A 22,717-nucleotide genomic window follows, 5' to 3' on the forward strand; every position below is an offset into this window, starting at 1 on the left:
GCGCTACCGCAACTCCAGCGCCGAAAATCGTGCTCTACCTGGGGCTGGAGCGCGGACTGTCCGCACGCGACCGCCGCTTCTTCCGGCCGCGCCGTCCCAGCCCGGACAGCGGGGTCCAGACCGCGGGCAGCAGGAGCAGCGCGACGACGGCGAGCCACCACAGTGGAGCCTGCCCGCGCCGCCAGCCGTCCACAACGGTACCGAGCCAGCCGAAGAACGGCTGCGCGATCGGCGGCAGGAAAGCCGCGAACAGCAACGCGGCTATCACCAGCACGCCCAGAACCGTGAGCACCATTCGCCACGTGCGCCTCAGCGTCAGCAGACTCACCACGAGGAACACGAGCGCACCGCCGGCGACCGGCAGGCCGAGCCACTGCAGGACGGATCCGCCTTCGCCGCTGAGCACGAATCCGGCGATCGCGGTGATGGCGGCGGCGAGCAGGTTCCAGGGACGGCCCAGCCGCGTCGCGCCCTGCGTCACCCACCACGAACTGCGGCTGCTGAGCTGCGCGAATTTCGCCAGCGGCTGGAGCGTTTTCGGGACCCGGGTGGCGGTGGACGCGGCGTTGAGCCCGGCGGCCCCGGCTTTGACAATGGTTTTAGCGAGCAGAGTGCTGCCGAGTTCGCCCTCGAAGCGTTCGGCGGAGACCTGGCAGGCTTGGAAAGCGCGCTGAGCCGCGTCCTGCTGACCGGAGTTTTCCGGCTGGGCGGCGGTTTTCCGGTCTTTTTGTTCGAGCGGCCGGGAAACCATCAGCTTCCGGAAACTCTCCGACGCTTTTCCGTTGCCCTCCTTCGCGTCCTCCTCGGCCTGGCGCGCGAGCACCGGCAATTCCTCCCGCGCGATGGCCAGCTGCCGCGGCTTCGCCAGCACCATCGACGTCACCGGAAGGCTGGTCGGCATTTCCTTCCCGAAGTCGACCGGCGACAGATTCGCGTCCAGGCCAAGGAAAGCCAGCTCGTCGCTCAGCTGCGCGAGCAACCCGGGCAGGTCCGCGGGCATCCCGTTGTCCGCGGGGGAAGGAGGCTCCCAGCCAATCGCGAGGAACGTTGTCCTTACCTGCTCCCGGAATTCCTCGGGGCCCACGATGTCGCGCAGCACCCGCAGGCGTTTCGGGTCGAGCAGGCACTGCATCAGCCAGCCCGCGCCGTCGATCCGGCCCCACATCCAGTCGTTCGCGCGCCAGGAAGCTTTGTAGAACGCACCGAAGTTGTTCGCCTGCGTCCCGGTCAGCTTGTCCCGGCCGCGGGGCCTCGCCAGATCCAGCAGGGTCCGGCTGTCCGCGCTCATCTGCACCAGATCGACACGCTGGTCCACCGCCGGCGCTTCGGCCAGCAGACCGCGCGTTGCCATGTGCAGCAACAGGAAACGCGCCATCACGAACCCGTCCGCGACGTCCGCGTTGTCCAGGCCGAACCAGTCCAGCAGCGTCGTCACGGTGTCGGCCGCGTCCGCCGACCACTGGTTTTCCTTGCCCGACAACGCTTGCAGCACCGGAGCCGCCGACCGCAGCGCACCGACCAGCTCCGGCCACGCCTCGCGTACCGCGTCCGACGCCCCGAGATCGGCCCATTCGACGGCGAGCTGGCCGATCCAGTCCGGCATCGCGATGCCCGGCTTCGGCGGCTCGTGCCGCGCCACCCACGCGGGCAGCCGGGTGTCGCGAGCCGCGCTCCGGCGGGCGGCGTGCATCCTTGTGCGGGCCTCGTTGAGCCGCGTCGCCTGCTCGAGATCCGGGCCCATCCGGAAGCCCGCGTTGATCAGCTGGATCCCGGTGGCGACCGCGTCCTCCAGCGTCGAGGTGCGGTAACGGACCATCTCGCCGACGGTGACCGACTCGCCGGGCACCGTGTCCGGTATCCCGCGGCGCAGTCCGTCAGCGGCGATGTCTTGCAGCAGTGCCGAATTCCCGGCCGCCCATCCACCGTCCTCATCGGACAGCTCGTAATGGCGGGTGGCCGCTCGCACCAGGTCGGCCGCGTCGAGAGCGACCCGGCGGTCGAGGTACGCCCGGTGCACCCGGTCGTCCACCAGCTGCCCGCCGCGCAACCCGAGCGAAGCGAGCGCGACCCGCGTGTCCCGGGTGCGCGTGACCGAAGAGTTGTGCCTGCTCAATTCCTCCAGCTCGACACTGATGGTCTGGCTCATGATCGTCGACGCGACCTTCCCCAGCGCGGTGCCGAGCATCGGCGGCTCGGCCGCGTCGCAGGCCATCGGCTTGGCTTCGCCGTCGACCTTCGGGACGACGTACAGCAGCAGCCGCCGCACATCCGTCGAGGACGAGCGCTCGAAGATCTCCCGCAACGCCGGCCGCAGCGGTTTGTTCACCAGCACGCCGCCGTCGGCGAGCCAATGCGAACGCACCAGGTCCGTGTAGTCGGTCATGTCCGGATGCAGCCGGTCCGCCGCCTCGGGACCGATCGGCATTCGGGACAGCTCGAAGGCGCCGGGGAAGGACGCGCTCGACCGCGCGGCGAGTGCGAGCGGGCCGTGCACCTGGTTATTCCACAATGGACCGTCGAAGCGGAACAGCATGCGATGTTCGGTGTCCCGCACGCGGTTTCCGAGCGCGTCGTCGTACTGCGTGGTCTCGCCGTCGATCATGGTCCCGGTGAGCAGCACGGTCACGTCCGGCGGCTCGGTGGGCACGACGCCGGCCCCGGTGATGTCGTGCATCGCCTGGACCAGCCCGCTCAGCAGCACCTTGTCGCCGTTGAGCACCGAACGCGGCCGCGTCTCGCCCGGATCGCGGATCAGGTTCTCCAGCGACCCGGCGGAGAACCAGGTGTCGCGCAAGATCGCGGGCGTCGACCGGTACGCCTCCGCCAAACCGAGGCACGCGGCGTTGATGCCGCCCGCGCTCGTGCCGGTGAGCACGTCGAGGCGGACCGAAGCGTGCAAAAGGTCGAGCAGTTTCCGGTAGCCGTTACTCTCGTCCGGCGTGCGCGAAGCGTGCAGCAACGCCGACGTCTCGGTAGCGACTCCCCCCATCCACACTGCCAGGCTGGATCCCCCCACCATGGCCATCGCGATCCTGATTTCCTGCGGCCACGGCACCGCCGTCTCACCCATGAGGGTCAGTCTCCCGGCCCAGCCCGCTCCTCCACAAGGGGGAGGTTTTAGGTGGCCAGATGCTCCAGCACGAGCACCTGCGCCTCGCCGACCGCGAATCCGAGCACCGCGCCGGTCGCGATGAGAATCCATTCGTCCTGCTGGAAAGCCGGCCGCAACAGTTGTTCGAACTCCTCGGGCGACAATTCCTTCATCTTGCCGACCAGGACGTTCCGGATGTCCATCGCGTCGGTGGCGTAATCCTCGATGTAGCGCATCGTCTCCGGCAGCCGGGTCATGATCTGCTCCGAGATGGCCAGCTTCATGTCCTGGTAGCGGCGGCTGCCGATGGCGAAGACCAGCAACGGTTTCGCCACGTTCGCCGCCCGGCCGAGCTCGCGGTCTAGCTGCCGCTGAATGAGCGCGAGCACGCGGTCGGAAAGCGGGCCCTGCAGCACCGCCTCGATGACGTTGTGCGGCGTGATGATTTCTTTCGCGATCAACTCGCCGTAGGCCTCGGCGACCTCCGCGCGCCGTTTGAGGAACAGGCCCTGCCAGGTGACGCCGAAGTATTTCTTCGGCTCCAGCGGGTAGAAAATCATCCGCAGCGCGAGCCAGTCGGTGAACCAGCCGGTGAAGAGGCCGAACAGCGGCATGATCGGCGGGAATTTGAACAGCACCCACGCGACCATCTGGATCACGCCGATCAGGCCGCCGAACACCAGCCCGGAGCGCGCGATGAACTTGAACTCCTCCGCGCCCGCTTCCTGGAAGATCCGGTTGAGCAGCCGCTTGTCCTTGACGAGGCTGGTCACCACCATGCCCTTGAGGTCGAACACACTGTCCACATCGGACTGAATGAGTTCGAGCACGGCCTTGACCATGTGCGGCGATTCGGCCTGCACGCGCTGGATCACCAGCCGCTGCACGCCGACCGGCAGCGATTCCCACAGACCCGGCTGGTAGTGCCCGGCCACCTCGCGCACGATGTCCTCGACCGCCGCGAGCAACGGTTTCTCGATCTCTTTCGCGATCCGGTCGGCGTCGAGCCGGGCGACGACCTCGGCCGGTTTGATCAGCTGCTCGGTCATCGTGTCGCAGGCGATGCTCGCCATCCGCGCGGCCCGTTTGGGCACGATGCCCTGCCAGCCGAGGAACGGTTTGACGCCGATGAACTCGACCGGCTGGAACATCATCCGGATCGCGACCAGCTTCGTGCCGTACCCGATCAGCGCGGCGACGATCGGGATGGAGACATACAGCGGCCAGTGCCGGACGAAGTCGTCGAGGACGCCCGAGACGAACTCGCCCATCGGGTTCAGCCCAGGCTCGGGTCGCAGGCCTGCCAGAACTGCGCGCCGAGCCGCGAGACGTGGATAGTGCGGCGGATGATCTTGATCCGCTTCACCTGCTTCTCCACCTCGCGGACCGACTCGTCGGTCAGCAGGATCTCGTACTGCGTCTCGAGCGAGGGCACCTCCTCGTCCAGTTCGACCAGTCCGAGACCGATCAGCCGGGTCACGTAGCCGGGCACCTGGTCCGGCAGGGACACCCCGGCGGCCTTGCCGACCGTCGAGGCGTTGCGCAGCACGACCCGGCCGGTGCCGCCGATGGCGCTGCGCTCGGCGACGTCGATCGCGGGGAACGGGGAGCCGTCGGACAGCGCGGAGAGGATGCGCGCCTCGTCGGGCGTGAGCTGGCGGAGGATGATCGCGTACAGGTATTCGCGGGCCCGCTCGCGGCCGAAGCCGATGGAATGGTTGAGCAGTTCGGCCATCGCCGCGCGCAGCGGTTCGACGTGGTCGCGGGCGGGCACCAGCGTCACGGTCGTTTCGACGGCGCGGCTGCCGATGTCGGCCCGGTTCATCGCCGACGCCGCGGTCAGCGCCGCGTGATAGGGGTCGTCCACCTCGTCGAGGCGGCGGCGCAGCTCGCTCAGCAGCCCGCGTTCGACCTGCTTGAGGCCGCGTTCGGCGGTGTCGATCCCGGGGAGTTTGCGGGTCAGGTCGAAGCCGGTGCGCGCCGCCCATCCGGCGAGCTGGCCGGCCCGGCGGGCCAGGTTGGCCACGTCCTCGGCGGTGCCCCGGCCGTTCGGTCGCTGGTAGTCCACGGGCTGCTCCCCTCACTGTTCGCGCTGATGCTACCTGCGAGTAGGCCGAACGGCCCTGTGATGCCGGGCTGGTGGGTGTTGGATGACGCACATGACCGCGCCGTGGGGACCGCCGATCGACGTGCTGCCGCTGCTCGTCCGCGAGGAACAGGCGCTGATCGGAGTTCTCTCCGACCTTCGGACGCCGGAGTGGAGCTTGCCCGCACTGGGCGAATGGACGGTGCACGACCTCACCGCACACGTCCTCGGGCTGAAGCTCACGCGGCTCTCGCGGGACCGCGACGGCCACTTCGCGGACGGGACGTCTTGGGTTTCCGCCTGCCGGCAGCTGTCGCCGGAGGTGTTGTTCGCGATGTTCGTGGACAGCACGACGCAGCTGACCGAACTGTGGAAGCACCGGGATCTGGACGAACCTGCCGCGGCCCCGTTGTGGCTGACGGTCGCTCGCGATTACGCGGAGCAGTGGGTGCATCAGCAGCAGATCCGGGAGGCCGTCGAGGCTCCGCTGCTTGACGAGCCGGAGTTCCGGACACCGGTGGTCGACACGTTTCTGCGTTCGCTGCCGCAGACGTTGCGGGCGGTGACCGCGCGGGCCGGACGTCAGGTGGCCTGTTCGGTGGAGGGAGCCGGACGGTGGACCGCCCGCGCCACAGCGCTGGGTTGGACGATCGACCGGGGTGCGGCAACGTCACGGTCTCCGCTGGCTTCGATGGCGACTGACGCGGACTCGTTCTGGCGGCTGTGCAACGGGACATTGCCCGCGGCGGAAGTGAGCGCGCGAGTACAGCTCAGCGGGGATCCCGCGGTGTGCGAGATCCTGCTGGGCTTGCGGGCTCAGGAGTGCGGCTGAGTCAGCGTCGTCGGCGAGCTTGTTTCCGCAACTGGAGGATGCGGGCGCCGCCGATCAGCGCGACCAGAGCCGCACCCGCGATAGCGGCGAAGAGCATGGCCACCGCGAGCGGCATGCTGCCGGACGCGCCGAGGAAGTGCACAGTCGCCGTGTCCAGGTTCTGCAGGATGAACACCAGCAGGAACGCCAGCACGACGATCGCCACGATCACGGCGACCCAGGTGCCGCTGATGCGGGTGGACTTGACCTTGCCCCGGCCGGGGCGGCTCGCCGGTTTCGCGGCGGGCGGTCGTGGTCCGGGTTCGGCTCCCGGTGCGGTGCCGGGGGCGGCGTGGTCGAGCGCGCCGGGCACCTCGGTGCCCGGCGCCTCGGGAATTTCCGATTTCGCGGCCCCGGTGGGGTCGTCGTTTCGCGCGTGGGACATATCGTGATTGTCCGCCCACTCGCCGTGATGCGCTAATTCAGTTTTTGCCGTCGACCTCGCGCAGCACCCGCAGCGTGTTGCGGCCGGCGAGTTTCGCGCAGTCCTCGTCGCTCCAGCCGCGCTCCATCAGCGCGGCGATGAGCACCGGGTACTTCGACACGTCCTCAAGGCCTTCGGGCAAAGTGCCGACACCGTCGTAGTCGCCGCCGAGCCCGATGTGGTCGATCCCGGCGACCTCGCGCGCGTGCTCGATGTGCGCGACGACGTCCTCGACGGTCGCCTTCGGCTTGGGCGGCGCGTCCCAGGTCTCGGCGAACCGGCCGCGCTGGCCAAGGTCGAGGAACTCCTGCCCGGCCGCCGTCATCGCGTCCTTGAGCTGGTTGTCCCATTCGGTGACCGCGGCGGAGATGAACGCGGGAACGAAGGTGATCATCGCGACGCCGCCGTTGCCGGGCAACTGGGCGAGGACGTCGTCCGGGATGTTGCGCGGGTGGTCGTTGACCGCGCGGCACGACGAGTGGCTGAAGATCACCGGCGCACTGGACACCTCGATCGCGGCGCGCATGGTGCTCGGCGCGACGTGGGAAAGATCCACCAGCATCCCGATCCGGTTCATCTCGCGCACGACCTCGCGGCCGAACTCGGTCAGCCCGTCGTGCTCGGGTTTGTCGGTTCCGGAGTCCGCCCAGGTGGTGTTGAAATTGTGCGTCAGCGTCATGTACCGGACGCCGAGCCGGCGCAGAATCCGCAGCACCCCAAGGGATTCGGCGATGCTGTGCCCGCCCTCGGCACCGAGCAGCGACGCGATCCGCCCATCCGCGAACGCCGCCTCGGCCTCGTCGGCCGTGGTCACCAGCCGCAGCCGCTCGGGGTAGCGCTCGGCGAGCTGGTAAACCACCTCGATCTGTTCCAGTACCGCGGTGACCGCGCTGTCGCCCTTGAACTCGCACGGGACGTACACCGACCAGAACTGCAGGCCCAGCTTGCCTTCGGCGAGCTTGGGGAAGTCGGTGTGCAGCGTCGGCTGCGGCACCGTGAGATCCACTCCGGCCACCGCTTCGACCGGATTCGGACCGGCCTTGTCGCGGAGCGCCCATGGCAGGTCGTTGTGTCCGTCGGCGAGGATCGTGGTGGCGAGCAGGTCTTGCGCGCGAGTCAGCTCGGTCATGCCTCGACCCTAGCGAGCCAAGCCCTGGCCGCGCGTACTCCGTCGACGGTCGCTTGATGCCCTCCCGGCCAGCCATCGGAGCCAAAATGGCTTCGTTGAGAAGAAACACCGATCCGCGCCTTCGTTGTCCAGGTAACTTCTCGCGCGCAAGATGTATTCGGGGTAGACTCCGGCAGATGACCCCGGATCCGCAGACGGACGACGACGAGATCGTGACGTGGTGGGGCCTCGTGATCGAGGGCTATCTGGCCACGCAGAACGCGCTGATGGGCGAGATCGCCGAACGATTCGGCCTGGCCCCCGCGTCGTTCGACATCCTGCTGCGCCTGGTGCGGTCCCCGGAACACCGGATGCCGATGACCCGCCTCGCCACCGAAGCCGCCCTGTCGAGCGGGGGTTTCACGAAGGTGGCGGACCGGTTGGTCGCCGCGGACCTGATCTGCCGGATCCCGAGCCCGGAGGACCGCCGGGTGACGTTCGCCGCGCTGACCGAACACGGGCTCGAGGTGGCGATCAAGGCGAGGTCCGCTTGTGCGGAGATCCTGCGGCGGATCGTGCTTACCCCGCTGGGCCCGGATGCCGCGGGGCTGGCGGAGGCTATGCGCACTCTTCGCTCAGTGAACGGCTGAGCCCCCTTACAGCTTGGCCGGGGAGGGTCCCGAGTCCGGAACCCCCGCGTAGTCGGGCAGTTCGACGCCGTTGATCGCGCGCCCGACTAGCTCCATGAACCATTCGCTGGCGAAATCGGGGCTCGGCCCGGTGTCTGGCCCGGGGACCTCGCGGCTGCGGGCGTTGAGCCGGCCGATCTCCTGGTTGGCTTCGACGAACGAACGCATCCGCGCCTCGTAGCGAGCGAACCCGGTGTCGGCGTTCCATCCGGCGGCGGCCAGCTCACCGGCCAGCAGATAGGCGCCCACCAAGGCCAGCCCGGTGCCCTGCCCGGACATCGGCGACGAGCTGAACGCCGCGTCCCCGAGCAGCCCTACCCGCCCGTTCGACCAGCGGTCCATCTCCACTTGGGCGACCTGGTCGAGGTAGAAGTCCGGGGTGTCGTCCAGGTGCGCGAGGATGTCCGCGGTCCGCCAGCCGAGGCCGGCCATCCGCTCCCGCAGCAGAACCTTCTGTGCCGCGACGTCGCGGTAGTCGACGTCGAAATCGGTCGAGGGGAAGTAGAACATCGCCATCGCGCGGGTCGCGTCCTGGATGGGTCGCAGGAGGGCGGAGCGCCCGGATTCCTGATCCTGGTATTCGAGCAGCCAGCGGTCTAACCCGAACTCGTTGGGCACGCTGTAGAAGGCCAGCACGTGCCCGAGGTGGCGGAGAAACCGTTCATGCGGCCCGAAAACCATCGCCCGCAGCGCCGAGTGCAGTCCGTCGGCCCCGACCACCAGATCGAAGCGCCGCCGATCGCCGCCCGAGAAGACCACGTCGACCCCGTCCGCGTCCTGGGCGAGTTCCGCGATCCGGTCGCCGAAGAGGTACTCGACGCCGTCGCGGGTGTCGTCGTAGAGCACCCGGGAGAGGTCTCCGCGCAGGATCTCGATGTCGGCGATGAACCCGTCGCCACCGTCGTCGTCAGCGCGGAAAGTCTCCAGCACTTGCCCGTCCGCGTCCACGGTGTGCGCGCCCGCGGTGTCGGTGCACGCCGCGCGCACCGCCACGTCCAGTCCCATGCGTGCGATGACTTCCTTCGCCACCCCGCGCGCGTCCACCGCCTGCCCGCCGGGGCGCAACTCGGGGGCCCGCTCCACGACGGTCACCTCGGCTCCCCGTCGGCGCAGCCAGTGCGCCAGCGCGGGCCCCGCGATGCTCGCCCCCGCCACCAACACGTTGATACCGCTCACCGCGCCCCCCTGATCGCCGTCCGGATCACGGCCCGGATCGTACCGTGGTTCGCTGCCCCGACCGGCGGTTTTCGGCTCGCCGCCGCCCCGGTCATGGATAGTCATGGATAACTGAACCCCTCCGACTCCAACCTCCGCCGAAGCGCCGTCAAACAGCGTCGCCGGATCCGGCTCACGCTCGACGGCGAGATGCCAAGCTCCGCGGCCAACTGGTCGTGCCGAAGCTCCGGGCGGTACGCCAGCAGGAGCATCATCCGGCGGTGGCGTTCCGGGAACTTCTCCACCGCTCGCCACAACGCGGCCGTCAATTCCCCGGCCAAGGCCTCCCTTTCCGGAGACTCCGTCGGTGCATACGCATCCAGTTGTGCGTCTTCGAAAAACGCCACCTTCGAACGACTTTCGACTGCCCGAAGCGCATGTCTCCGCGCGACAGTGGTCAACCAACCGGTCAGGCCGTTCGAATCCTGAAGAATCGGCTGACGGCACAGGAATTCCAGCCATGCCGTTTGACAAGCATCGTCAGTGTCCCCGCGAAGGCCTGGATTCGAGCCGACAACCCGATACATTTTCGTCGACGCCCGGCGCACTTCGTCCTCGTCCGGCATCCCGGCTCCCTTCCTCAGTCGGGAAGGCAGACGAACCGGGCATCCCGGAGGATCCTCCTCAACGGGGCGAATGCCGAATCGAGTGATCAACTTCTTCGGGAGGTATCCAGGGCCGGACGAGCGCCTCGGCACAGCAGGTCGGCGAACCGACCCGAGACAGCGGCGTCACCCCCGAGCGACAGCCTCCGCGTAAGCCGCCGCCAACCGTTCCGTCGCCGTCGGCCCGTCGCCGCCGGGCCGGGGAATCCCCAAATGCCGTTCCCGGAGTTCCGCCATGAATTCCTCCCACAGCGGCGGCCCGCCCGCTTCCAGCAGTTCCGCCCGCACGCGCAATTCCGGCGTCGTCGGCCGATGCCGCAAACCCCAGCTTCCCAGCTGCACCAAAACCGGCACCAGCTGAATCGCCGCTTCCGTCAAGCTGTAGGTCGCGCGCTGTCCGCGGCCGGCCGAGTCACGCGTAAGCAATCCCGCTTCGCTCAGCGTGCGCAATCGGTCGGCGAGGATATTCGACGCGATTCCCTCCTCGGACTGCGATTGCAATTGCCGGAAATGCCGCCGGTCGCCGAACATGATGTCGCGCAGGACCAGCAGGCTCCAGCGGTCGCCGATCACCTCGATCGCGGCGTTGATCGGGCACCCCGAGCGCGGACCGTCCGGCATCGCACACCTCCTCCAAGCACTTGCACTTTACCATCACCTTCGGCATAGTGCTTGCTAAAGACAACCAGGGGGTCCCGGTGCTGGTGCGCGTCCAGTGTTTCAACGTTTCCGCCGACGGCTACGGTGCCGGCCCGGACCAGACTCTCGAGCAGCCGTTCGGCCATCCCGATCCGGGACCGCTCTTCGCCTGGGCCGGGGAAACCGCCAGCTGGCCGATGCGCGGCGAACCTGGCGGCACCCGCGGGCTCGACGACTACTTCACCCGCGACATGCACCGCAGCGACAGCATCGGCGCGGAAATCATGGGACGCAACAAGTTCGGCCCGCAACGCGGCCCGTGGGAGAACCACGACTGGCAGGGCTGGTGGGGCGACGAGCCCCCGTTCCGCACCCCGGTCTTCGTCCTCACCCACCACGAACGGCCGTCGATCACCTTGGGCCAGACCACTTTCCACTTCCTCGACACCACCCCGGAGGAAGCGCTCGCGCAGGCGAAGAAAGCCGCCGGAGACAAGGACGTGCGGATCGGCGGCGGCGTCAAAACGGTGCGGCAATTCCTCGACGCCGGTCTCATCGACACGCTGCACATCGCCGTCGCACCCGTCGAACTCGGTGCCGGGGAACGGCTTTGGGAAACTCCCGACGAGCTGACCGATCGCTACCACCTGGAGAAAATCCCGAGCTCCAGCGGGGTCGTGCATCATCTGCTCTGGCGGAAGTAGCTCAGCGCAAGCCGGGCATCAGCCGTAACGCGTTGCCGGACAGCACCCCGTCCAGTACGTCGGCGGGCAACCCCAAATCGGCGACCGCACGGACATTCACCGCGGTGCCCGGCACGCCCGGCCAGTCAGTGCCGAAGATCCACTTCCGAGCCAGCCGCACGAGGTCGAAGCGCGCGTAGTACTCCGGCAGTTTCTTCGGCGGGAGCCCGGCGAGGTCGAGCCATACGTTCGGCCTCGACTGGGCCATGAACGCCGCCACGTCGTACCACCAGCCCCGGCCGCCGTGCGCGAACACGAAGTTCACCGACGGGAAGTCTTCGACCACATCGGACAGCAGCGACGGATCCCCGTAACTAGCGCGGGAGCCGGGGAAAACCGACAGTCCAGAGTGGAGGATCACCGGAACCCCGCGTTCGGCGCACAAGGCGTACACCGGGTACAACTCCTTGTCCGCTGGGGAAAACGCGCCGTGCACCGGGTGGATCTTCAACGCCACCGCGCCCAGCGCGAGCTGGCGTTCCACCTCGCCGGCCAGCGGATGGTGAAGATGCGGGTTCACGTTGGCCACCAGCCGGAACCGCTCCGGGTTGTAGGCCACCAACGGAAGATTGTCTTCAATCGACTGAATGCCCGTAGCCCGCGGACTGTATTCACAGAACAACAGCACCCGGTCGACACCCTCGTGCGCCATGAGGTCGTCCATCGCCGCGGGGATCACCGTGCCGTCGGCGTCGTACACCGTGCGCCACGGGTATTCGCCGGCGAAGTCGCGTGCCCAGTCCAGCCACGCGGGCTTGAGTGTGGGCAGCCGCGGAGTGTGCACGTGGGCGTCCACCACGAAGTGCTCGTCGATCATGCCGGCCAGCCGATCACGATTGCGGCTGCGGCACGAGCAGCGACTCGCGCACCATTTCTCGGATCACGTTCCGCCGGATCTTCCCGGTCGCGGTCTTCGGCAGCTCGGCCATCTCGACCACGCCACGCGGGCGCTTGAACGCCGCCAGGCCCTCCCGGCAAAACTCGATCAATTCGCCAGCGTCCACAGTGGCCGAAGGCGCCGCGACGACGCACGCCACCGGCTTGTCCAGCCCGTCCTCGTCCGGCGCGGCGACCACCGCCACCTCGGCGACAGCGGGATGTTGCAGCAATCGTTCCTCCACTTCGGACGGAGAGACCCAGATCCCGCCCGCTTTCAACATGTCGCCGAACCGGCCGAGACACGTATAGGTGCCGTCCGGGTTGCGCACGTAGCTGTCCCCGGTCCGCAGCCACGGCCCCTGGAAAACCTGTTTCGTAGTCTCATATCGCGCCCAATACCCGGTCGCGATGGACGGCCCGGAGACGAACAGCTCGCCTGCCCGGTCCGCTTCCGAGATGACCGCGCCCCGCTCGTCCCGGATCTCGACGGAGTACCCCGGCACCGCCACGCCGGTGCTGCCCGGCCGCACCGCACCCGGCTGGTTGGACAGGAAGATATGCAACGCCTCGGTCGACCCGATCCCGTCCAGGATCTCCACCCCGAACCGTGCGCGGAACCGCGTGAACAGCGCCGACGGCAACGGCTCCCCGGCCGAAACCGCGTACCGCACCGAGGAAAACGAGTCGTCCGGAACATCGCTGGCCAACAGCGCCGCGTAGAACGTCGGCACTCCGAAGAACAACGTCGGCCGATCCGCCCGCGCCCGCGCGGCGATGATCCCCGGCGTCGGACGCGCCGGTTCCAGCAGCGTCGTCCCTCCACAAGAGAGCGGGAAGAACGCGGAATTCCCCAGCCCGTAAGCGAAGAACAATTTGGGCACGGACAAGAACCGGTCCGAAGAGGACACTCCCAGCACCTGCGAAGCGTAGGTCGAGCACACCGCGCGGATGCTCCCGTGCCGGTGCATCGCGCCCTTCGGCTGCCCGGTCGTGCCCGAGGTGTAGAGCCACAGCGCGGGCGAATCCTCCCAGGTCGGCGCGGCCACGACATCGTCGGCAGTGGTCAGCGGCCACCGATGCGTCCGCACCCCGGCGGGGAATTCCGCCGGATCGGCCCGGTCGAGCACCACGTCGGTCACCTCGGGCGCACCGGTCAGCGCGCCAGCCGCCTGCGCGGAAAACTCCCCGGACACGCACAGCACCCGGGCCCGCGAATCGGCGAGCACCTGGCCCAGCTCCAGCCCGGTGACCATAGTGGACACTGGCACCGCGATCGCGCCGACGAGCATCGCGCCGAGAATCCCGCTCAGCAGTTCGACGTCGTCGACCATGCAGAACATCACCCGCTCCTCCGGTCGCACGCCCAGCGCGCGCAGTCCGGAAGCGACCCGATGGGTCTCGGCGGCGAGTTCGCCGTAGCTGAGCGTGCGCCGCGGCGAGACGACCGCGAGCGCGTCCGGACGGCCGCGTCCGAGCAGGTACTCCGCGGCGTTGAAGTTCGCGGGAACCGTCATCGGTGCCCCCTCAGGTGAGGTAGACGTACTCGTAGTCGAAAGGTTTTCCGTTGATGCCCTGCCTCGGCGGCGCTACCCAGCTGGCGATCTTCCCGCGCTCGTACACCGGGTGCATGAGCGACCGGACGAACGTCAGGTCCTCGGCGGTCGGCAGCCAGTTGTGCCGGGCCGCCTCCCACGTCGCCTCGTCGACGATGCTGCCGTCCGGAGTAACGTGGTGGCCGGAGTTTATGCCCACCTCGCGGTTGAAACCAGGGTGCGGCAACGCGAACCGGAAGTCGATGCCGGCGTCGCCGAGGATCTTGTTCCACCGGTTCACGCCGGTCTGGCAGTCCGCGGTGTACTCGCCGCGCAGGTCGAGGTTCAGCAGCAGGATGGCCTGCAGTTCCTCGGACGTCCAGGTCCCGTCGTCGCGCGGACGGTCGAGCAGACGGCTGTCGTCGGTGAGTTTGTGGTCGTCCTTGCGCCGTCCCTCCTGCCAGCGGCCCTTGAGCCCGGCGGTGTAGTAGTTCGCCGCGTTCGTGGACGTCTCGCTGCCGAACAGGTCGAGCGACACCGTGTAGTGGAAGTTCAGGTACCGCTGGATCAGGTCGAGCGGAATCCCGCCGTGCGACGCGATGTCGTACGTGTCGTGCTCGCGGATCAACTCAGCGCTGCGCAGCACCACCCGGTCGACTCCGGTGGTGCCCACCATCATGTGGTGCGCCTCCTCCTTGAGCATGAACTCGCAGGTGCGCGACAACGGGTCGAACGAGCTTTCCTTCAACGTGCCGAGCTGGTATTTGCCATCGCGGTCGGTGAAGTAGGTGAACATGTAGAACGCGAGCCAGTCGGCAGTCTCCTCGTTGAACGCGCCGAGGATGCGCGGCGCGTCCGGGCTGCCGGAGTTGCGCAGCAGCAGACCTTCGGCCTCGTCCCGGCCTTCGCGGCCGAAGTAGGCGTGCAGCAGGTACACCATCGCCCACAGGTGCCGCCCCTCCTCCACATTCACCTGGAAGAGATTGCGCAGGTCATACAGCGAAGGCGCGGTGAGCCCGAGCAGCCGCTGCTGTTCGACCGACGCCGGTTCGGTGTCGCCCTGGATCACGATCAGCCGCTGCAGATCGGCGCGGTACTCGCCGGGCACCTGCTGCCACACCGGTTCGCCCGCGTGCTCGCCGAACGCGATCCGCCGGTCCGGCTCCCGCTCGGCGAGGAAGATGCCCCAGCGGTAATCCGGCACGTTGACGTGGTCGAAGTGCGCCCAGCCGTCGCGGCCGACGCTCACCGCGGTGCGCAGGTACACGCCCTCGGTTTCCAGCGTCGGGCCCATTTCGCCCCACCAGTTCATGAATTTCGGCTGCCAGCCCTCCAGCGCGCGCTGCAGCCTTCGGTCGTCGGCGAGGTGGACGTTGTTCGGGATCTTGGCGTCGTAGTCGATCTTTTCGGGCATCGGTTCAGACCCGCTTCCTGTCGAAGACCGCCTTCTGCCCGGTGCCGTAGCGACGCAGCGCGCCCTCGGGCCCGGAGGCGTTCGGTCGGGTGAAGATCCAGTTCTGCCAGGCGGTCAACCGCCCGAAGATCTTGGTTTCGATCGTTTCCGGGCCGACGAACCGGTGGTTCGCCTCCATCCCGGTGAGGGCGTCCGGCGACAGCGAGGCCCGCCCTTCCAACGCGATCCGGATCTCGTCCTCCCAGTCGAGGTCGTCCGGCGCGTCGGTGACCAGCCCGAGTTCGACCGCTTCGGCGGCGCTCAGCGGACGGTCGCGTTCGCGGGCCAGCCACGTCAGGTGATCGTCGTCGCCGTAGAACCGCGACTCGAGCCGGGACAGGCCGTTACCCATCGGGAAGACGCCGAAATTGGCTTCGGACAAGGTGATTGACGCCCGTTCCGGCGAGTCCTCGTCGTCGATCGGCGGCCCGTCCAGCAGGTACTGCCGATCCGCCGCGAAGGCCAGCTCAAGCAGGCTCCCGGCGAAGCAACTGCCCGGCTCGATCAACGCGATCAAGGTACGGCTGGTGACGTCCAGCCGCTTCAGCGTGCGCTTGTAGTAGTGCAGGATTTCGTTGCTCAGCCAGTCTTTCCCGCTGAGCACGACCTCCTCGTGCGCGAGCACCGCCTCCGGATCGCCCTCGGTGCGCAGCACCCAGGTGCCGAGGTCCGGTTCGTTCGTGCGCAGCCGCAGGATCGCGTCGTCCAGCTCGCGGGTCAGCCGCAACAGCCAACCGTCCAGCTCCGGCTCTCCGGAAGGGCCGAGCACGGTGAGCGTGACCAGCGAGTTCGGCCGGTCGTACGCGACGCGAACGTGCCGGTACTCGATTCCGTCGTCGGTCACCGACGGCTCCAGCGGCGCGAGTTCGATCCCCTGCTCGGCAGGCAGCCGGTCGGATTCGGCGGCCAGTTCGTGCGCCCGCGACAGCACCTTCTCGCGGAACCCGACGCGCGGCACCAGCTCGTCCACCAGCCGCCAGTCGACCGCGGTCCGGCCTTTGACCCCGTCCGGCCGCGTGGCGAACACGTCGGCGAGGTCGCGGCGGACGCGCCGTTTGTCGACCACCCTGGTGAGCCCGCCGGTGCCGGGCAGCACGCCGAGCAACGGCACCTCGGGCAACGCGACGGTGGACGAGTTGTCGTCCACCAGCAGGATCTTTTCGCAGGCCAGCGCGATCTCGTAACCACCGCCGGCGCAGCTGCCGTTCACCGCCGCGACGTAGGTCTGTCCGGAGAACTCGGTGGCGTCCTCGATGCCGTTGCGGGTCTCGTTGGTGAACTTGCAGAAGTTCACCTTCCACTCGTGCGGCGACGCGGCGAGCATCCGGATGTTGGCCCCGGCGCAGAACACCTTGTCCTTCGCGCTCGTCACGATCACCGCGCGCACCTGCGGATGTTCGAACCGAAGCCGCTGGGTGGCGTCGTAGAACTCGATGTCGACGCCGAGGTCGTACGAGTTCAGCTTCAGCTCGTACCCGGGCACGAGGCCGCCCTGCTCGTCGACGTCCATCTCCAGCCAGGCGACCTCGCCGTCGACGGTCAGCCGCCAGTGCCGGTAAGTGTCCGGATGCCGCTCGAACGTGACAGGTGTGGTGGTGGTCACGTCCTCGATTGTCTACATGCTTTCTACGAACGTCAATGTTGTGTAGACATTTGCCCGGCGACGCTCACCCGGTTGAGCCGCATCGCCGCCCAGCACCCGAATACCCACAACGCGATGGCCGCGAACGTGTCGGTGAAGATCGTCGCGAACCAGAACGCCGGGACCTGCGGCACGCCGACCAGGAAATGCCCCGCGCTCGCCAGTCCGGACAGCGAGTAGACCAGCAGGAACGCCAGCGAGCGCCAGTACTGGCCGCGCACGTAAGCGCGATAGCCGAGCACGCCGAACACAGTGAAGACGACCCAGCTCAAAGCCACCACGATCTGCGTGACCGGCACGCTGAGGCCCGGAACCTGCGGGTAGTCCGCCGCGCGCACGACGTTGTGGGTGTAGTGCAGGACCGTGCTGACCAGGGTGAACGCCAGAATCAGCCGTAGCGGGCCGAGCCCCTTGTCGCGCAGAACGTCCATACCGCTCGCCCCCTTGCGATTTGATAGATCGCTCTAGCGGGAGCGTACCCGGACGACTCCGCCCGGCCAAGCCGTGAGCGAAACTGGAGCCATGACCGAGCAGACCCTCGAAGCCGACGGCATCACCCTGTGCCACGAATCGTTCGGCGATCCGTCCGCGCCGCCGTTGCTGCTGGTGATGGGCCTCGCCGCGCCGATGATCTGGTGGGACGACGAGTTCTGCGCCCAGCTCGCCGAGGCGGGCTTCCACGTGCACCGGTTCGACAACCGCGACGTCGGGCGCTCGCAGTGGTGGACCGGCCGGGCCAGCCTTCCGCTCGCGTACTTCCTGCGATCCGCGCCGTACTCGCTCGGCGATCTGGCCGACGACGCGGGCAAACTGCTCGACGCTCTCGGCATCGAAAGCGCGCACGTGGTCGGCACGTCGATGGGCGGGATGATCGCGCAGGAGTTCGCGATCAGGCACCCGCGGCGGGTGCGGACGCTGACGTCGATCATGTCGACCACCGGTGCGCGCAATGTCGGCCTGCCCAGTCCGCGGGCCGCGCTCGCGATGCTGGCCCCGGGACCGCGCACGCGCGAGGACTACGTGACGCAACTGGTGCGCACGTCAAGACTGATCGGCTCGCGTGAATTCCCGTTCGACGAGGACCATTTCCGCCAGCGCGCGGAACGCACGTACGACCGCGGCCTCAACCCGGCGGGCGTGTTCCGGCAGCTCGCCGCGATCCTGTCCTCCCGCGACCGGACCGCCGATCTACGCCGGCTTTCCTTGCCGTCCTTGGTGATTCACGGTACGGCCGACCCGCTGGTGCACGTGTCCGGCGGTCGCGCGACGGCCCGTGCGCTGGGTGCCGACCTCGACCTCGTGCCCGGCATGGGACACGATCTGCCGCGCGAAGTGTGGCCGCGGGTGATCGCCGGGATCAAGCGGCTCGCTACCCGCTGATCGTCACCGAGCCCAGGTTCGAGAAGTGCGCGGCGACGCGGGATCCCGGGCGCAGTTCGACGGCGTCGGTCATCCCGCCGGTCAGCACGAGCCAGCCCGGTTCGAGCGCCAATCCGCGTGCGGCCAAGGAATTCGCCGCCAATGCCAGCGCTTCGGCTGGGTGGCCCTGCACGGCGGCACCGGTGGCGGTGTCGACGATCTGACCGTCCACTTCGAGCAGTGCGGCTTCCAATGAAAGATCCAAAGAGGACGGTGGTCGGCCGACCGAGCCGAGCCCGAACAGCGCGGACGAGCCGTTGTCCGCGACGACGTCCGGCAGCGTGAACCGGTAGTCGCGATACCGGCTGTCGATGATCTCGATTCCGCCGTATACCTGGGAAACCGCGGCAAGAGCGGTAGCCGCGGTGACGCCCGGACCGGCGAGTCGCTCACCGAGCACGAACACCAGCTCCGGCTCCGCGCGCGGGTGGATGAGCCGCGGCGTCGGCGCACCCGCGGGCAGCACCATCGCGTCGGTCAGCCAGGCGAGGAGGGGTTCTTCGACGCCCATCCGCTGCTGTTTCGCCCGGGACGTCAGCCCGAGTTTCACCCCGATCAGCGTCTCGCCGCGTTCCTGGCGCAGCCGCAGGGCTTCGTCCTGGATCGCGTAGGCGGTGGCGAGGTCGAGGTCCGGCCAGGTGTCGGTGAGCTGCGCGCTTTCCTCTGTCCGGTTAAGCAATTCCTGCGCTGCGGCAGCGATATCGGCGGTCACTTTTCCTCCTCCGGAGCGAACACCGCGGTCACGCTGCCCAGGCCGGCCATGGTCGCCACGACGGTGTCGCCGGGGCGGACGGTCTGCGCGGCGGTCATCGAACCGGGCAGTACGACGTGGCCGGGCTCCAGCGTCACTCCGAGCGGGCCGACAGTGTTGGCCAGCCACACCAAGGCGTTGATCGGGGAACCCAGCACCGCGCCGCCCGCGCCGGTGGCCGCGAGCTGGCCGTTGACGTGCAGCGTGCAGCCCGCGAGCCGCAGGTCGACGTCGCGCAGATTGGTCGGGCTGCTGCCGAGGATGACACCGCCGGACGACGCATTGTCCGCGACAGTGTCGAAGATCGAGATTTTCCAGTCACGGACGCGTGAATCGACGATCTCCAGCGAGGGAAGCACGAAGTCGACCGCACGGACAGCGTCGGCGACGGTCACGCCCGGACCGCGCAGCGGCGCGCCGAGCACGAACGCGATCTCCGGTTCGATCCGCGGCTGCAGGAACCGCGTCGTCGGGATCGGCTGGTGTTCGAGCAGGAACATCGAGCTGGTGAGGTGCCCGAAGTCGGGCTGGTTCACGCCCATCTGGCGCTGCATCGCCGCGGAGGCGAGGCCGACCTTGTGGCCGCGCACCACGTCGCCGGCCGCCACCCACGCGCGGACTTGCTCCTGCTGCACGCGGTAGGCGTCTTCGATGGTCGCGTCGGGGAAGGTCTTCACGAGCGGATCGATCGGCTCGTGGCGCTCGTACGCGCTCGTCAGCAGCGCGACGGCGTCCTGCAGCTCAGCGGGTTCCACGGGCCGAACTCTGCCTGACCGCGCCGCGTGCGCCAACCCGTCCGTTCCATTCACCGGTACGAACTGCTTCTCTCGCTCGCCAATCTCTTGCGTGCGAGAATTTGTCGGCGTACTGTTTCCGTGTTGGCTCCCAGAGAGGACATGACCCGAAATGGCACCCACCGAGACCGAAGTCGCCCAGCTCGCGCAGGCCCGCGACCGGCTGCGGGACCAGCACCTGCACCCTGCGGCGGAACGCCCGGCGACCGTGGGCCGCGGCATCCACCACACGGCGTTGCTCTCCAGCGACGTCGAGCAGACGATCACCTTCTACCAGGACATTCTCGGCTTCCCGCTCACCGAGCTGATCGAAAACCGCGACTACCCGGGGTCGAGCCACTTCTTCTTCGACGTCGGCAACGGCAACGCGGTCGCGTTCTTCGACCTGCCCGGTCTCGATCTCGGCCCGTACGCGGAGGTGCTCGGCGGCCTGCACCACCTGGCCCTGTCGCTCACCCCGGAAGCCTGGGCGGGCGCGCGCTCCCGGCTCGACGCCGCCGGCGTGAAGTACCAGGAAGAAAGCGGTACGTCGATCTACTTCGCCGACCCGGACGGCGCCCGGATCGAACTGATCGCCGACGACCTCGGCGAGATGTACGGGTCGAAGATCGGCTGAACCACTGGACTCGGCGCGCCGCCGGGATCAGAGTGGGTGCCCATGGGCGACTGGGCGGCTTCGCGGCAGAAAGCACGGCTCGACCGGCGGGAAGCGATCGACGAACTGATCGCGCAGACCCGTTTCGAGGTGCGGCTGCACCTGGCGGAGCCGACCGCGGTGAGCCGGTACGACGACCTCGCCGAGGTTTTCGCCCTCGGCCACGGCGAGTGTGCCGCACTGCTGACTCACCGCCGCTTGCTGCCCTGGTGGGAACGACGGCTGCTCATGCGATTCGCGCGTCGGCTGCATGGGCGGGCGATCGTGGGCAGCGTGTTCGATGCACCAGCGGGTGCACCGGTCGCTGGTGCCTTCCGCGAGGAAATCGCCCGCCTGCTCCCCGACGCGGGCGACACCGGTGCCCGCTATGACGTGCAGGGACGCGGTCTGCTGACCGTCTTCCGCCTCGCACTCGGTGCCCGCGGCGAAGCCTGGCCAGACCGACACGAGGTCGCGTCCACTGTCTCGCGCAATGTTCTGGTGTGCACCTCCGCCTGCCTGCGACGGTCACCGTGGCATGTGCTGTGGCCGGTTTACCGCGTGCGCGGCCTGCGGTTGTGGCGGCTGTGACGTCGCGGAATCCCCGGCTGGGTTGGGCTGTTGAGGTGAGTATGAAGCCCGAAGAAATCCTTGCCAACGCGCGCACGATCGCTGTCGTCGGTCTGAGCCGCGACCCGGGCAAGGCCGCGCACGGCGTACCGGCTTCCCTGCAGGCGCACGGTTTCCGGATCATTCCGGTGCATCCGTCGGCGACTGAGCTGCTCGGGGAGAAGGCGTACCGGTCACTGGAGGAGATTCCGGAACCGGTGGATCTGGTGGACGTCTTCCGTCCGGCTGAGGAAGCGCCCGGCATCGCACGTTCCGCGGTCGCGATCGGAGCTAAGGCGTTGTGGTTGCAGCAGGGGATCGTGTCGGCGGAGGCTCGGCAGATCGCTTCTGCCGCCGGGCTGGAGTATGTCGAGGATCGGTGCACGGCTGTGGTGCGTGCGGTGGCGGGGATTTCACTGGCTTAATCGGGCGAATGCTTGGGAATGCCCGGGTTTCGCGATGAGTTTTGCCGTTCCGCTAGCCCGGCGGGACGGTCGCCTCGCGCCTGCTCGCGCCGCCGCAGTTCCGGCAGCGGGCAATGCACGCCCACGAACGTGACTTCCTGTTCCCGCAACACTTCCAGGCAGTCGGCGAGCCAATGCGGCCGAAGCACGTGGTCGGCGATCACACCGTTTCCAGCCGCAGCGAGCCCGGCCAGCATGCGATGGTAGCCACGCACAGTCCGTTCGAAAACCTCATCGAATTCCGGCGTGCCGAATTCAGGTGTCCGCCTCCGCGACCGCATGCTGTTGATCGCGTCCCTCGGGACCGAGAAATACGGCCCCGGCAGCAAATCCAGCAACTCCGCCGCGATACTCGATTTGCCGGAGCTGGACGTGCCATTGAGAAAAACGACGTGGCCGCTCATCCGACCAGCCGATACCCCACTCCGCGCACCGTCTCGATCGTCCGCGTCCCGAACGGCGCGTCGATCTTCCGCCGCAAATACCCGACGTAAACCTCGACCACGTTCTCGTCCCCCTCGTAATGCGCGTCCCAGACGTGGCCGAGGATCTCGTTCTTGGTCAACGCCGCGCCCTGCCTGCGTAGCAAGAATTCCAGCAACCCGAACTCGCGCGCGGTCAATTCGATCCGTGTCTCTCCTCTGTGGACAGTGCGGGCGGCCGGGTCGAGCTGCAGATCCCCAGCCGTCAGCACCGCCGGACGCGCTGGCGCACCCCGGCGAAGCAGCGCACGCAACCGGGCCAGCAACACGACGAACGAGAACGGTTTCGAAAGATAATCGTCCGCGCCGAGGTCGAAGGCGTCCGCCTCGTCGTACTCGCCGTCTTTCGCCGTGAGCATCAGCACCGGCGTCCAATTCTCCGCTGCCCGCAAGCGTTTCAGCACTTCGTAGCCAGAAAGCTCAGGCAGCATGATGTCGAGCACCACGGCGTCGTAATCGTGCTCCATCGCCGACCAGAGTCCGTCCCGGCCGGTGTGCGCGACGTTCACCGTGAACCCCTCGGCGACCAGGCCGCGGCGAAGGGTTTCGGCGAACTCCAGCTCGTCCTCCACGATCAGCAACCGCAT

Annotated in this window: 24 protein-coding genes; 7 read left to right on the forward strand and 17 right to left on the reverse strand. The window is 68.1% G+C overall.

Going from position 1 to position 22,717, the window contains the following annotated elements:
* Positions 1-34: 34 nt before the first annotated feature.
* From ACZ7SW_RS22815 to ACZ7SW_RS22825, 3 genes are read right to left on the reverse strand one after another with little or no spacing between them, the layout of a single operon-like run.
* Complete coding sequence (locus ACZ7SW_RS22815) at positions 35-3,070, reverse strand: patatin-like protein (RefSeq protein ID WP_470232423.1); 3,036 nt, start codon at positions 3,068-3,070, stop codon at positions 35-37.
* A 47-nt stretch (positions 3,071-3,117) separates the two neighbouring features.
* The gene (locus ACZ7SW_RS22820; protein WP_470232424.1) at positions 3,118-4,362 is read right to left on the reverse strand and encodes a DUF445 domain-containing protein; all 1,245 of its coding nucleotides are present in this window, start codon (positions 4,360-4,362) and stop codon (positions 3,118-3,120) included.
* 5 nt (positions 4,363-4,367) lie between these two features.
* A complete protein-coding gene (locus tag ACZ7SW_RS22825) occupies positions 4,368-5,159 on the reverse strand; it encodes an Abi-alpha family protein (RefSeq protein WP_470232425.1) in 792 nt (263 codons plus the stop codon).
* Between the two features lie 91 nt (positions 5,160-5,250).
* On the opposite strand from ACZ7SW_RS22825, the gene ACZ7SW_RS22830 reads away from it, so the two are divergent.
* Positions 5,251-6,009, forward strand: a complete 759-nt coding sequence (locus tag ACZ7SW_RS22830) for a maleylpyruvate isomerase mycothiol-dependent enzyme family protein (RefSeq protein ID WP_470232426.1) — start codon at positions 5,251-5,253, stop codon at positions 6,007-6,009.
* A gap of 1 nt (position 6,010) precedes the next feature.
* Here ACZ7SW_RS22830 and ACZ7SW_RS22835 read toward each other — a convergent pair whose 3' ends face one another.
* Together ACZ7SW_RS22835 and ACZ7SW_RS22840 are read right to left on the reverse strand one after the other, a co-directional pair.
* Positions 6,011-6,433 (reverse strand): LapA family protein, encoded by a 423-nt coding sequence (locus tag ACZ7SW_RS22835; RefSeq protein WP_470232427.1) that lies wholly within the window; start codon positions 6,431-6,433, stop codon positions 6,011-6,013.
* A 37-nt stretch (positions 6,434-6,470) separates the two neighbouring features.
* Complete coding sequence (locus ACZ7SW_RS22840) at positions 6,471-7,601, reverse strand: dipeptidase (RefSeq protein ID WP_470232428.1); 1,131 nt, start codon at positions 7,599-7,601, stop codon at positions 6,471-6,473.
* A 176-nt stretch (positions 7,602-7,777) separates the two neighbouring features.
* Here ACZ7SW_RS22840 and ACZ7SW_RS22845 point away from each other — a divergent pair, with 176 nt between their 5' ends.
* Positions 7,778-8,230 (forward strand): MarR family winged helix-turn-helix transcriptional regulator, encoded by a 453-nt coding sequence (locus ACZ7SW_RS22845; protein ID WP_470232429.1) that lies wholly within the window; start codon positions 7,778-7,780, stop codon positions 8,228-8,230.
* A gap of 6 nt (positions 8,231-8,236) precedes the next feature.
* On the opposite strand, the gene ACZ7SW_RS22850 is transcribed toward ACZ7SW_RS22845, so the two are convergent.
* The 3 genes from ACZ7SW_RS22850 to ACZ7SW_RS22860 all read right to left on the reverse strand — a co-directional run bounded on the left by ACZ7SW_RS22850 (position 8,237) and on the right by ACZ7SW_RS22860 (position 10,710).
* Entirely contained in the window at positions 8,237-9,445 is a 1,209-nt protein-coding gene (locus ACZ7SW_RS22850) for an FAD-dependent monooxygenase (protein ID WP_470232430.1), read from the reverse strand.
* A gap of 101 nt (positions 9,446-9,546) precedes the next feature.
* Positions 9,547-10,050: an RNA polymerase sigma factor gene (locus tag ACZ7SW_RS22855; RefSeq protein ID WP_470232431.1), complete on the reverse strand. Its 504-nt coding sequence runs from the start codon at positions 10,048-10,050 to the stop codon at positions 9,547-9,549.
* Positions 10,051-10,215: 165 nt separating this feature from the next.
* Positions 10,216-10,710, reverse strand: a complete 495-nt coding sequence (locus ACZ7SW_RS22860) for a winged helix-turn-helix transcriptional regulator (RefSeq protein ID WP_470232432.1) — start codon at positions 10,708-10,710, stop codon at positions 10,216-10,218.
* A gap of 47 nt (positions 10,711-10,757) precedes the next feature.
* Here ACZ7SW_RS22860 and ACZ7SW_RS22865 point away from each other — a divergent pair, with 47 nt between their 5' ends.
* Positions 10,758-11,432, forward strand: coding sequence for a dihydrofolate reductase family protein (locus ACZ7SW_RS22865; protein ID WP_470232433.1), 675 nt, complete (start codon positions 10,758-10,760; stop codon positions 11,430-11,432).
* 1 nt (position 11,433) lies between these two features.
* On the opposite strand, the gene ACZ7SW_RS22870 is transcribed toward ACZ7SW_RS22865, so the two are convergent.
* The 5 genes from ACZ7SW_RS22870 to ACZ7SW_RS22890 are packed head-to-tail and all read right to left on the reverse strand — an operon-like array spanning position 11,434 to position 17,408.
* Positions 11,434-12,288, reverse strand: a complete 855-nt coding sequence (locus ACZ7SW_RS22870; protein ID WP_470232434.1) for an amidohydrolase family protein — start codon at positions 12,286-12,288, stop codon at positions 11,434-11,436.
* A 13-nt stretch (positions 12,289-12,301) separates the two neighbouring features.
* On the reverse strand, positions 12,302-13,864 hold the full coding sequence (locus tag ACZ7SW_RS22875) for a benzoate-CoA ligase family protein (protein WP_470232435.1): 1,563 nt from the start codon (positions 13,862-13,864) through the stop codon (positions 12,302-12,304).
* 10 nt (positions 13,865-13,874) lie between these two features.
* Complete coding sequence (gene boxB, locus ACZ7SW_RS22880; RefSeq protein WP_470232436.1) at positions 13,875-15,296, reverse strand: benzoyl-CoA 2,3-epoxidase subunit BoxB; 1,422 nt, start codon at positions 15,294-15,296, stop codon at positions 13,875-13,877.
* A gap of 4 nt (positions 15,297-15,300) precedes the next feature.
* Entirely contained in the window at positions 15,301-16,938 is a 1,638-nt protein-coding gene (gene boxC, locus ACZ7SW_RS22885) for a 2,3-epoxybenzoyl-CoA dihydrolase (RefSeq protein WP_470232437.1), read from the reverse strand.
* A 32-nt stretch (positions 16,939-16,970) separates the two neighbouring features.
* Positions 16,971-17,408 (reverse strand): hypothetical protein, encoded by a 438-nt coding sequence (locus tag ACZ7SW_RS22890; RefSeq protein WP_470232438.1) that lies wholly within the window; start codon positions 17,406-17,408, stop codon positions 16,971-16,973.
* A 91-nt stretch (positions 17,409-17,499) separates the two neighbouring features.
* On the opposite strand from ACZ7SW_RS22890, the gene ACZ7SW_RS22895 reads away from it, so the two are divergent.
* Entirely contained in the window at positions 17,500-18,357 is an 858-nt protein-coding gene (locus ACZ7SW_RS22895) for an alpha/beta fold hydrolase (protein ID WP_470232439.1), read from the forward strand.
* On the opposite strand, the gene ACZ7SW_RS22900 is transcribed toward ACZ7SW_RS22895, so the two are convergent.
* Both ACZ7SW_RS22900 and ACZ7SW_RS22905 read right to left on the reverse strand, forming a co-directional pair.
* Positions 18,347-19,108, reverse strand: a complete 762-nt coding sequence (locus tag ACZ7SW_RS22900; RefSeq protein ID WP_470232440.1) for a 2-keto-4-pentenoate hydratase — start codon at positions 19,106-19,108, stop codon at positions 18,347-18,349. The genes ACZ7SW_RS22895 and ACZ7SW_RS22900 overlap by 11 nt on opposite strands.
* Positions 19,105-19,902, reverse strand: a complete 798-nt coding sequence (locus ACZ7SW_RS22905; RefSeq protein WP_470232441.1) for a 2-keto-4-pentenoate hydratase — start codon at positions 19,900-19,902, stop codon at positions 19,105-19,107. Before ACZ7SW_RS22905 ends, ACZ7SW_RS22900 begins: the two co-directional genes overlap by 4 nt.
* 151 nt (positions 19,903-20,053) lie before the next feature.
* On the opposite strand from ACZ7SW_RS22905, the gene ACZ7SW_RS22910 reads away from it, so the two are divergent.
* The 3 genes from ACZ7SW_RS22910 to ACZ7SW_RS22920 are packed head-to-tail and all read left to right on the forward strand — an operon-like array spanning position 20,054 to position 21,609.
* On the forward strand, positions 20,054-20,557 hold the full coding sequence (locus ACZ7SW_RS22910; RefSeq protein WP_470232442.1) for a VOC family protein: 504 nt from the start codon (positions 20,054-20,056) through the stop codon (positions 20,555-20,557).
* A 42-nt stretch (positions 20,558-20,599) separates the two neighbouring features.
* Positions 20,600-21,166, forward strand: a complete 567-nt coding sequence (locus ACZ7SW_RS22915) for a hypothetical protein (RefSeq protein ID WP_470232443.1) — start codon at positions 20,600-20,602, stop codon at positions 21,164-21,166.
* Positions 21,167-21,207: 41 nt separating this feature from the next.
* Complete coding sequence (locus ACZ7SW_RS22920; protein ID WP_470232614.1) at positions 21,208-21,609, forward strand: CoA-binding protein; 402 nt, start codon at positions 21,208-21,210, stop codon at positions 21,607-21,609.
* Here the strand turns inward: ACZ7SW_RS22920 and ACZ7SW_RS22925 are convergent.
* Together ACZ7SW_RS22925 and ACZ7SW_RS22930 are read right to left on the reverse strand one after the other, a co-directional pair.
* Positions 21,606-22,052, reverse strand: coding sequence for a chloramphenicol phosphotransferase CPT family protein (locus tag ACZ7SW_RS22925; RefSeq protein ID WP_470232444.1), 447 nt, complete (start codon positions 22,050-22,052; stop codon positions 21,606-21,608). The two genes, ACZ7SW_RS22920 and ACZ7SW_RS22925, sit on opposite strands and share 4 nt — an antisense overlap.
* On the reverse strand, positions 22,049-22,717 hold the full coding sequence (locus ACZ7SW_RS22930; protein ID WP_009084133.1) for a response regulator transcription factor: 669 nt from the start codon (positions 22,715-22,717) through the stop codon (positions 22,049-22,051). The genes ACZ7SW_RS22925 and ACZ7SW_RS22930 overlap by 4 nt, the downstream gene beginning before the upstream one ends.

The organism is Amycolatopsis sp. NPDC114484, assembly GCF_055633755.1.

Coding starts and splice junctions, on each gene's coding strand:
- ACZ7SW_RS22840 (WP_470232428.1), bottom strand. CDS start 7,601: ATGACCGAGCTGACTCGCGCGCAAGACCTGCTCGCCACCACGATCCTC.
- ACZ7SW_RS22890 (WP_470232438.1), bottom strand. CDS start 17,408: ATGGACGTTCTGCGCGACAAGGGGCTCGGCCCGCTACGGCTGATTCTG.
- boxB (WP_470232436.1), bottom strand. CDS start 15,296: ATGCCCGAAAAGATCGACTACGACGCCAAGATCCCGAACAACGTCCAC.
- ACZ7SW_RS22925 (WP_470232444.1), bottom strand. CDS start 22,052: ATGAGCGGCCACGTCGTTTTTCTCAATGGCACGTCCAGCTCCGGCAAA.
- ACZ7SW_RS22895 (WP_470232439.1), top strand. CDS start 17,500: ATGACCGAGCAGACCCTCGAAGCCGACGGCATCACCCTGTGCCACGAA.
- ACZ7SW_RS22820 (WP_470232424.1), bottom strand. CDS start 4,362: ATGGGCGAGTTCGTCTCGGGCGTCCTCGACGACTTCGTCCGGCACTGG.
- ACZ7SW_RS22860 (WP_470232432.1), bottom strand. CDS start 10,710: ATGCCGGACGGTCCGCGCTCGGGGTGCCCGATCAACGCCGCGATCGAG.
- ACZ7SW_RS22815 (WP_470232423.1), bottom strand. CDS start 3,070: ATGGGTGAGACGGCGGTGCCGTGGCCGCAGGAAATCAGGATCGCGATG.
- ACZ7SW_RS22835 (WP_470232427.1), bottom strand. CDS start 6,433: ATGTCCCACGCGCGAAACGACGACCCCACCGGGGCCGCGAAATCGGAA.
- ACZ7SW_RS22915 (WP_470232443.1), top strand. CDS start 20,600: ATGGGCGACTGGGCGGCTTCGCGGCAGAAAGCACGGCTCGACCGGCGG.
- ACZ7SW_RS22930 (WP_009084133.1), bottom strand. CDS start 22,717: ATGCGGTTGCTGATCGTGGAGGACGAGCTGGAGTTCGCCGAAACCCTT.
- ACZ7SW_RS22870 (WP_470232434.1), bottom strand. CDS start 12,288: ATGATCGACGAGCACTTCGTGGTGGACGCCCACGTGCACACTCCGCGG.
- ACZ7SW_RS22910 (WP_470232442.1), top strand. CDS start 20,054: ATGGCACCCACCGAGACCGAAGTCGCCCAGCTCGCGCAGGCCCGCGAC.
- ACZ7SW_RS22855 (WP_470232431.1), bottom strand. CDS start 10,050: ATGCCGGACGAGGACGAAGTGCGCCGGGCGTCGACGAAAATGTATCGG.
- ACZ7SW_RS22845 (WP_470232429.1), top strand. CDS start 7,778: ATGACCCCGGATCCGCAGACGGACGACGACGAGATCGTGACGTGGTGG.
- ACZ7SW_RS22920 (WP_470232614.1), top strand. CDS start 21,208: ATGAAGCCCGAAGAAATCCTTGCCAACGCGCGCACGATCGCTGTCGTC.
- ACZ7SW_RS22830 (WP_470232426.1), top strand. CDS start 5,251: ATGACCGCGCCGTGGGGACCGCCGATCGACGTGCTGCCGCTGCTCGTC.
- ACZ7SW_RS22875 (WP_470232435.1), bottom strand. CDS start 13,864: ATGACGGTTCCCGCGAACTTCAACGCCGCGGAGTACCTGCTCGGACGC.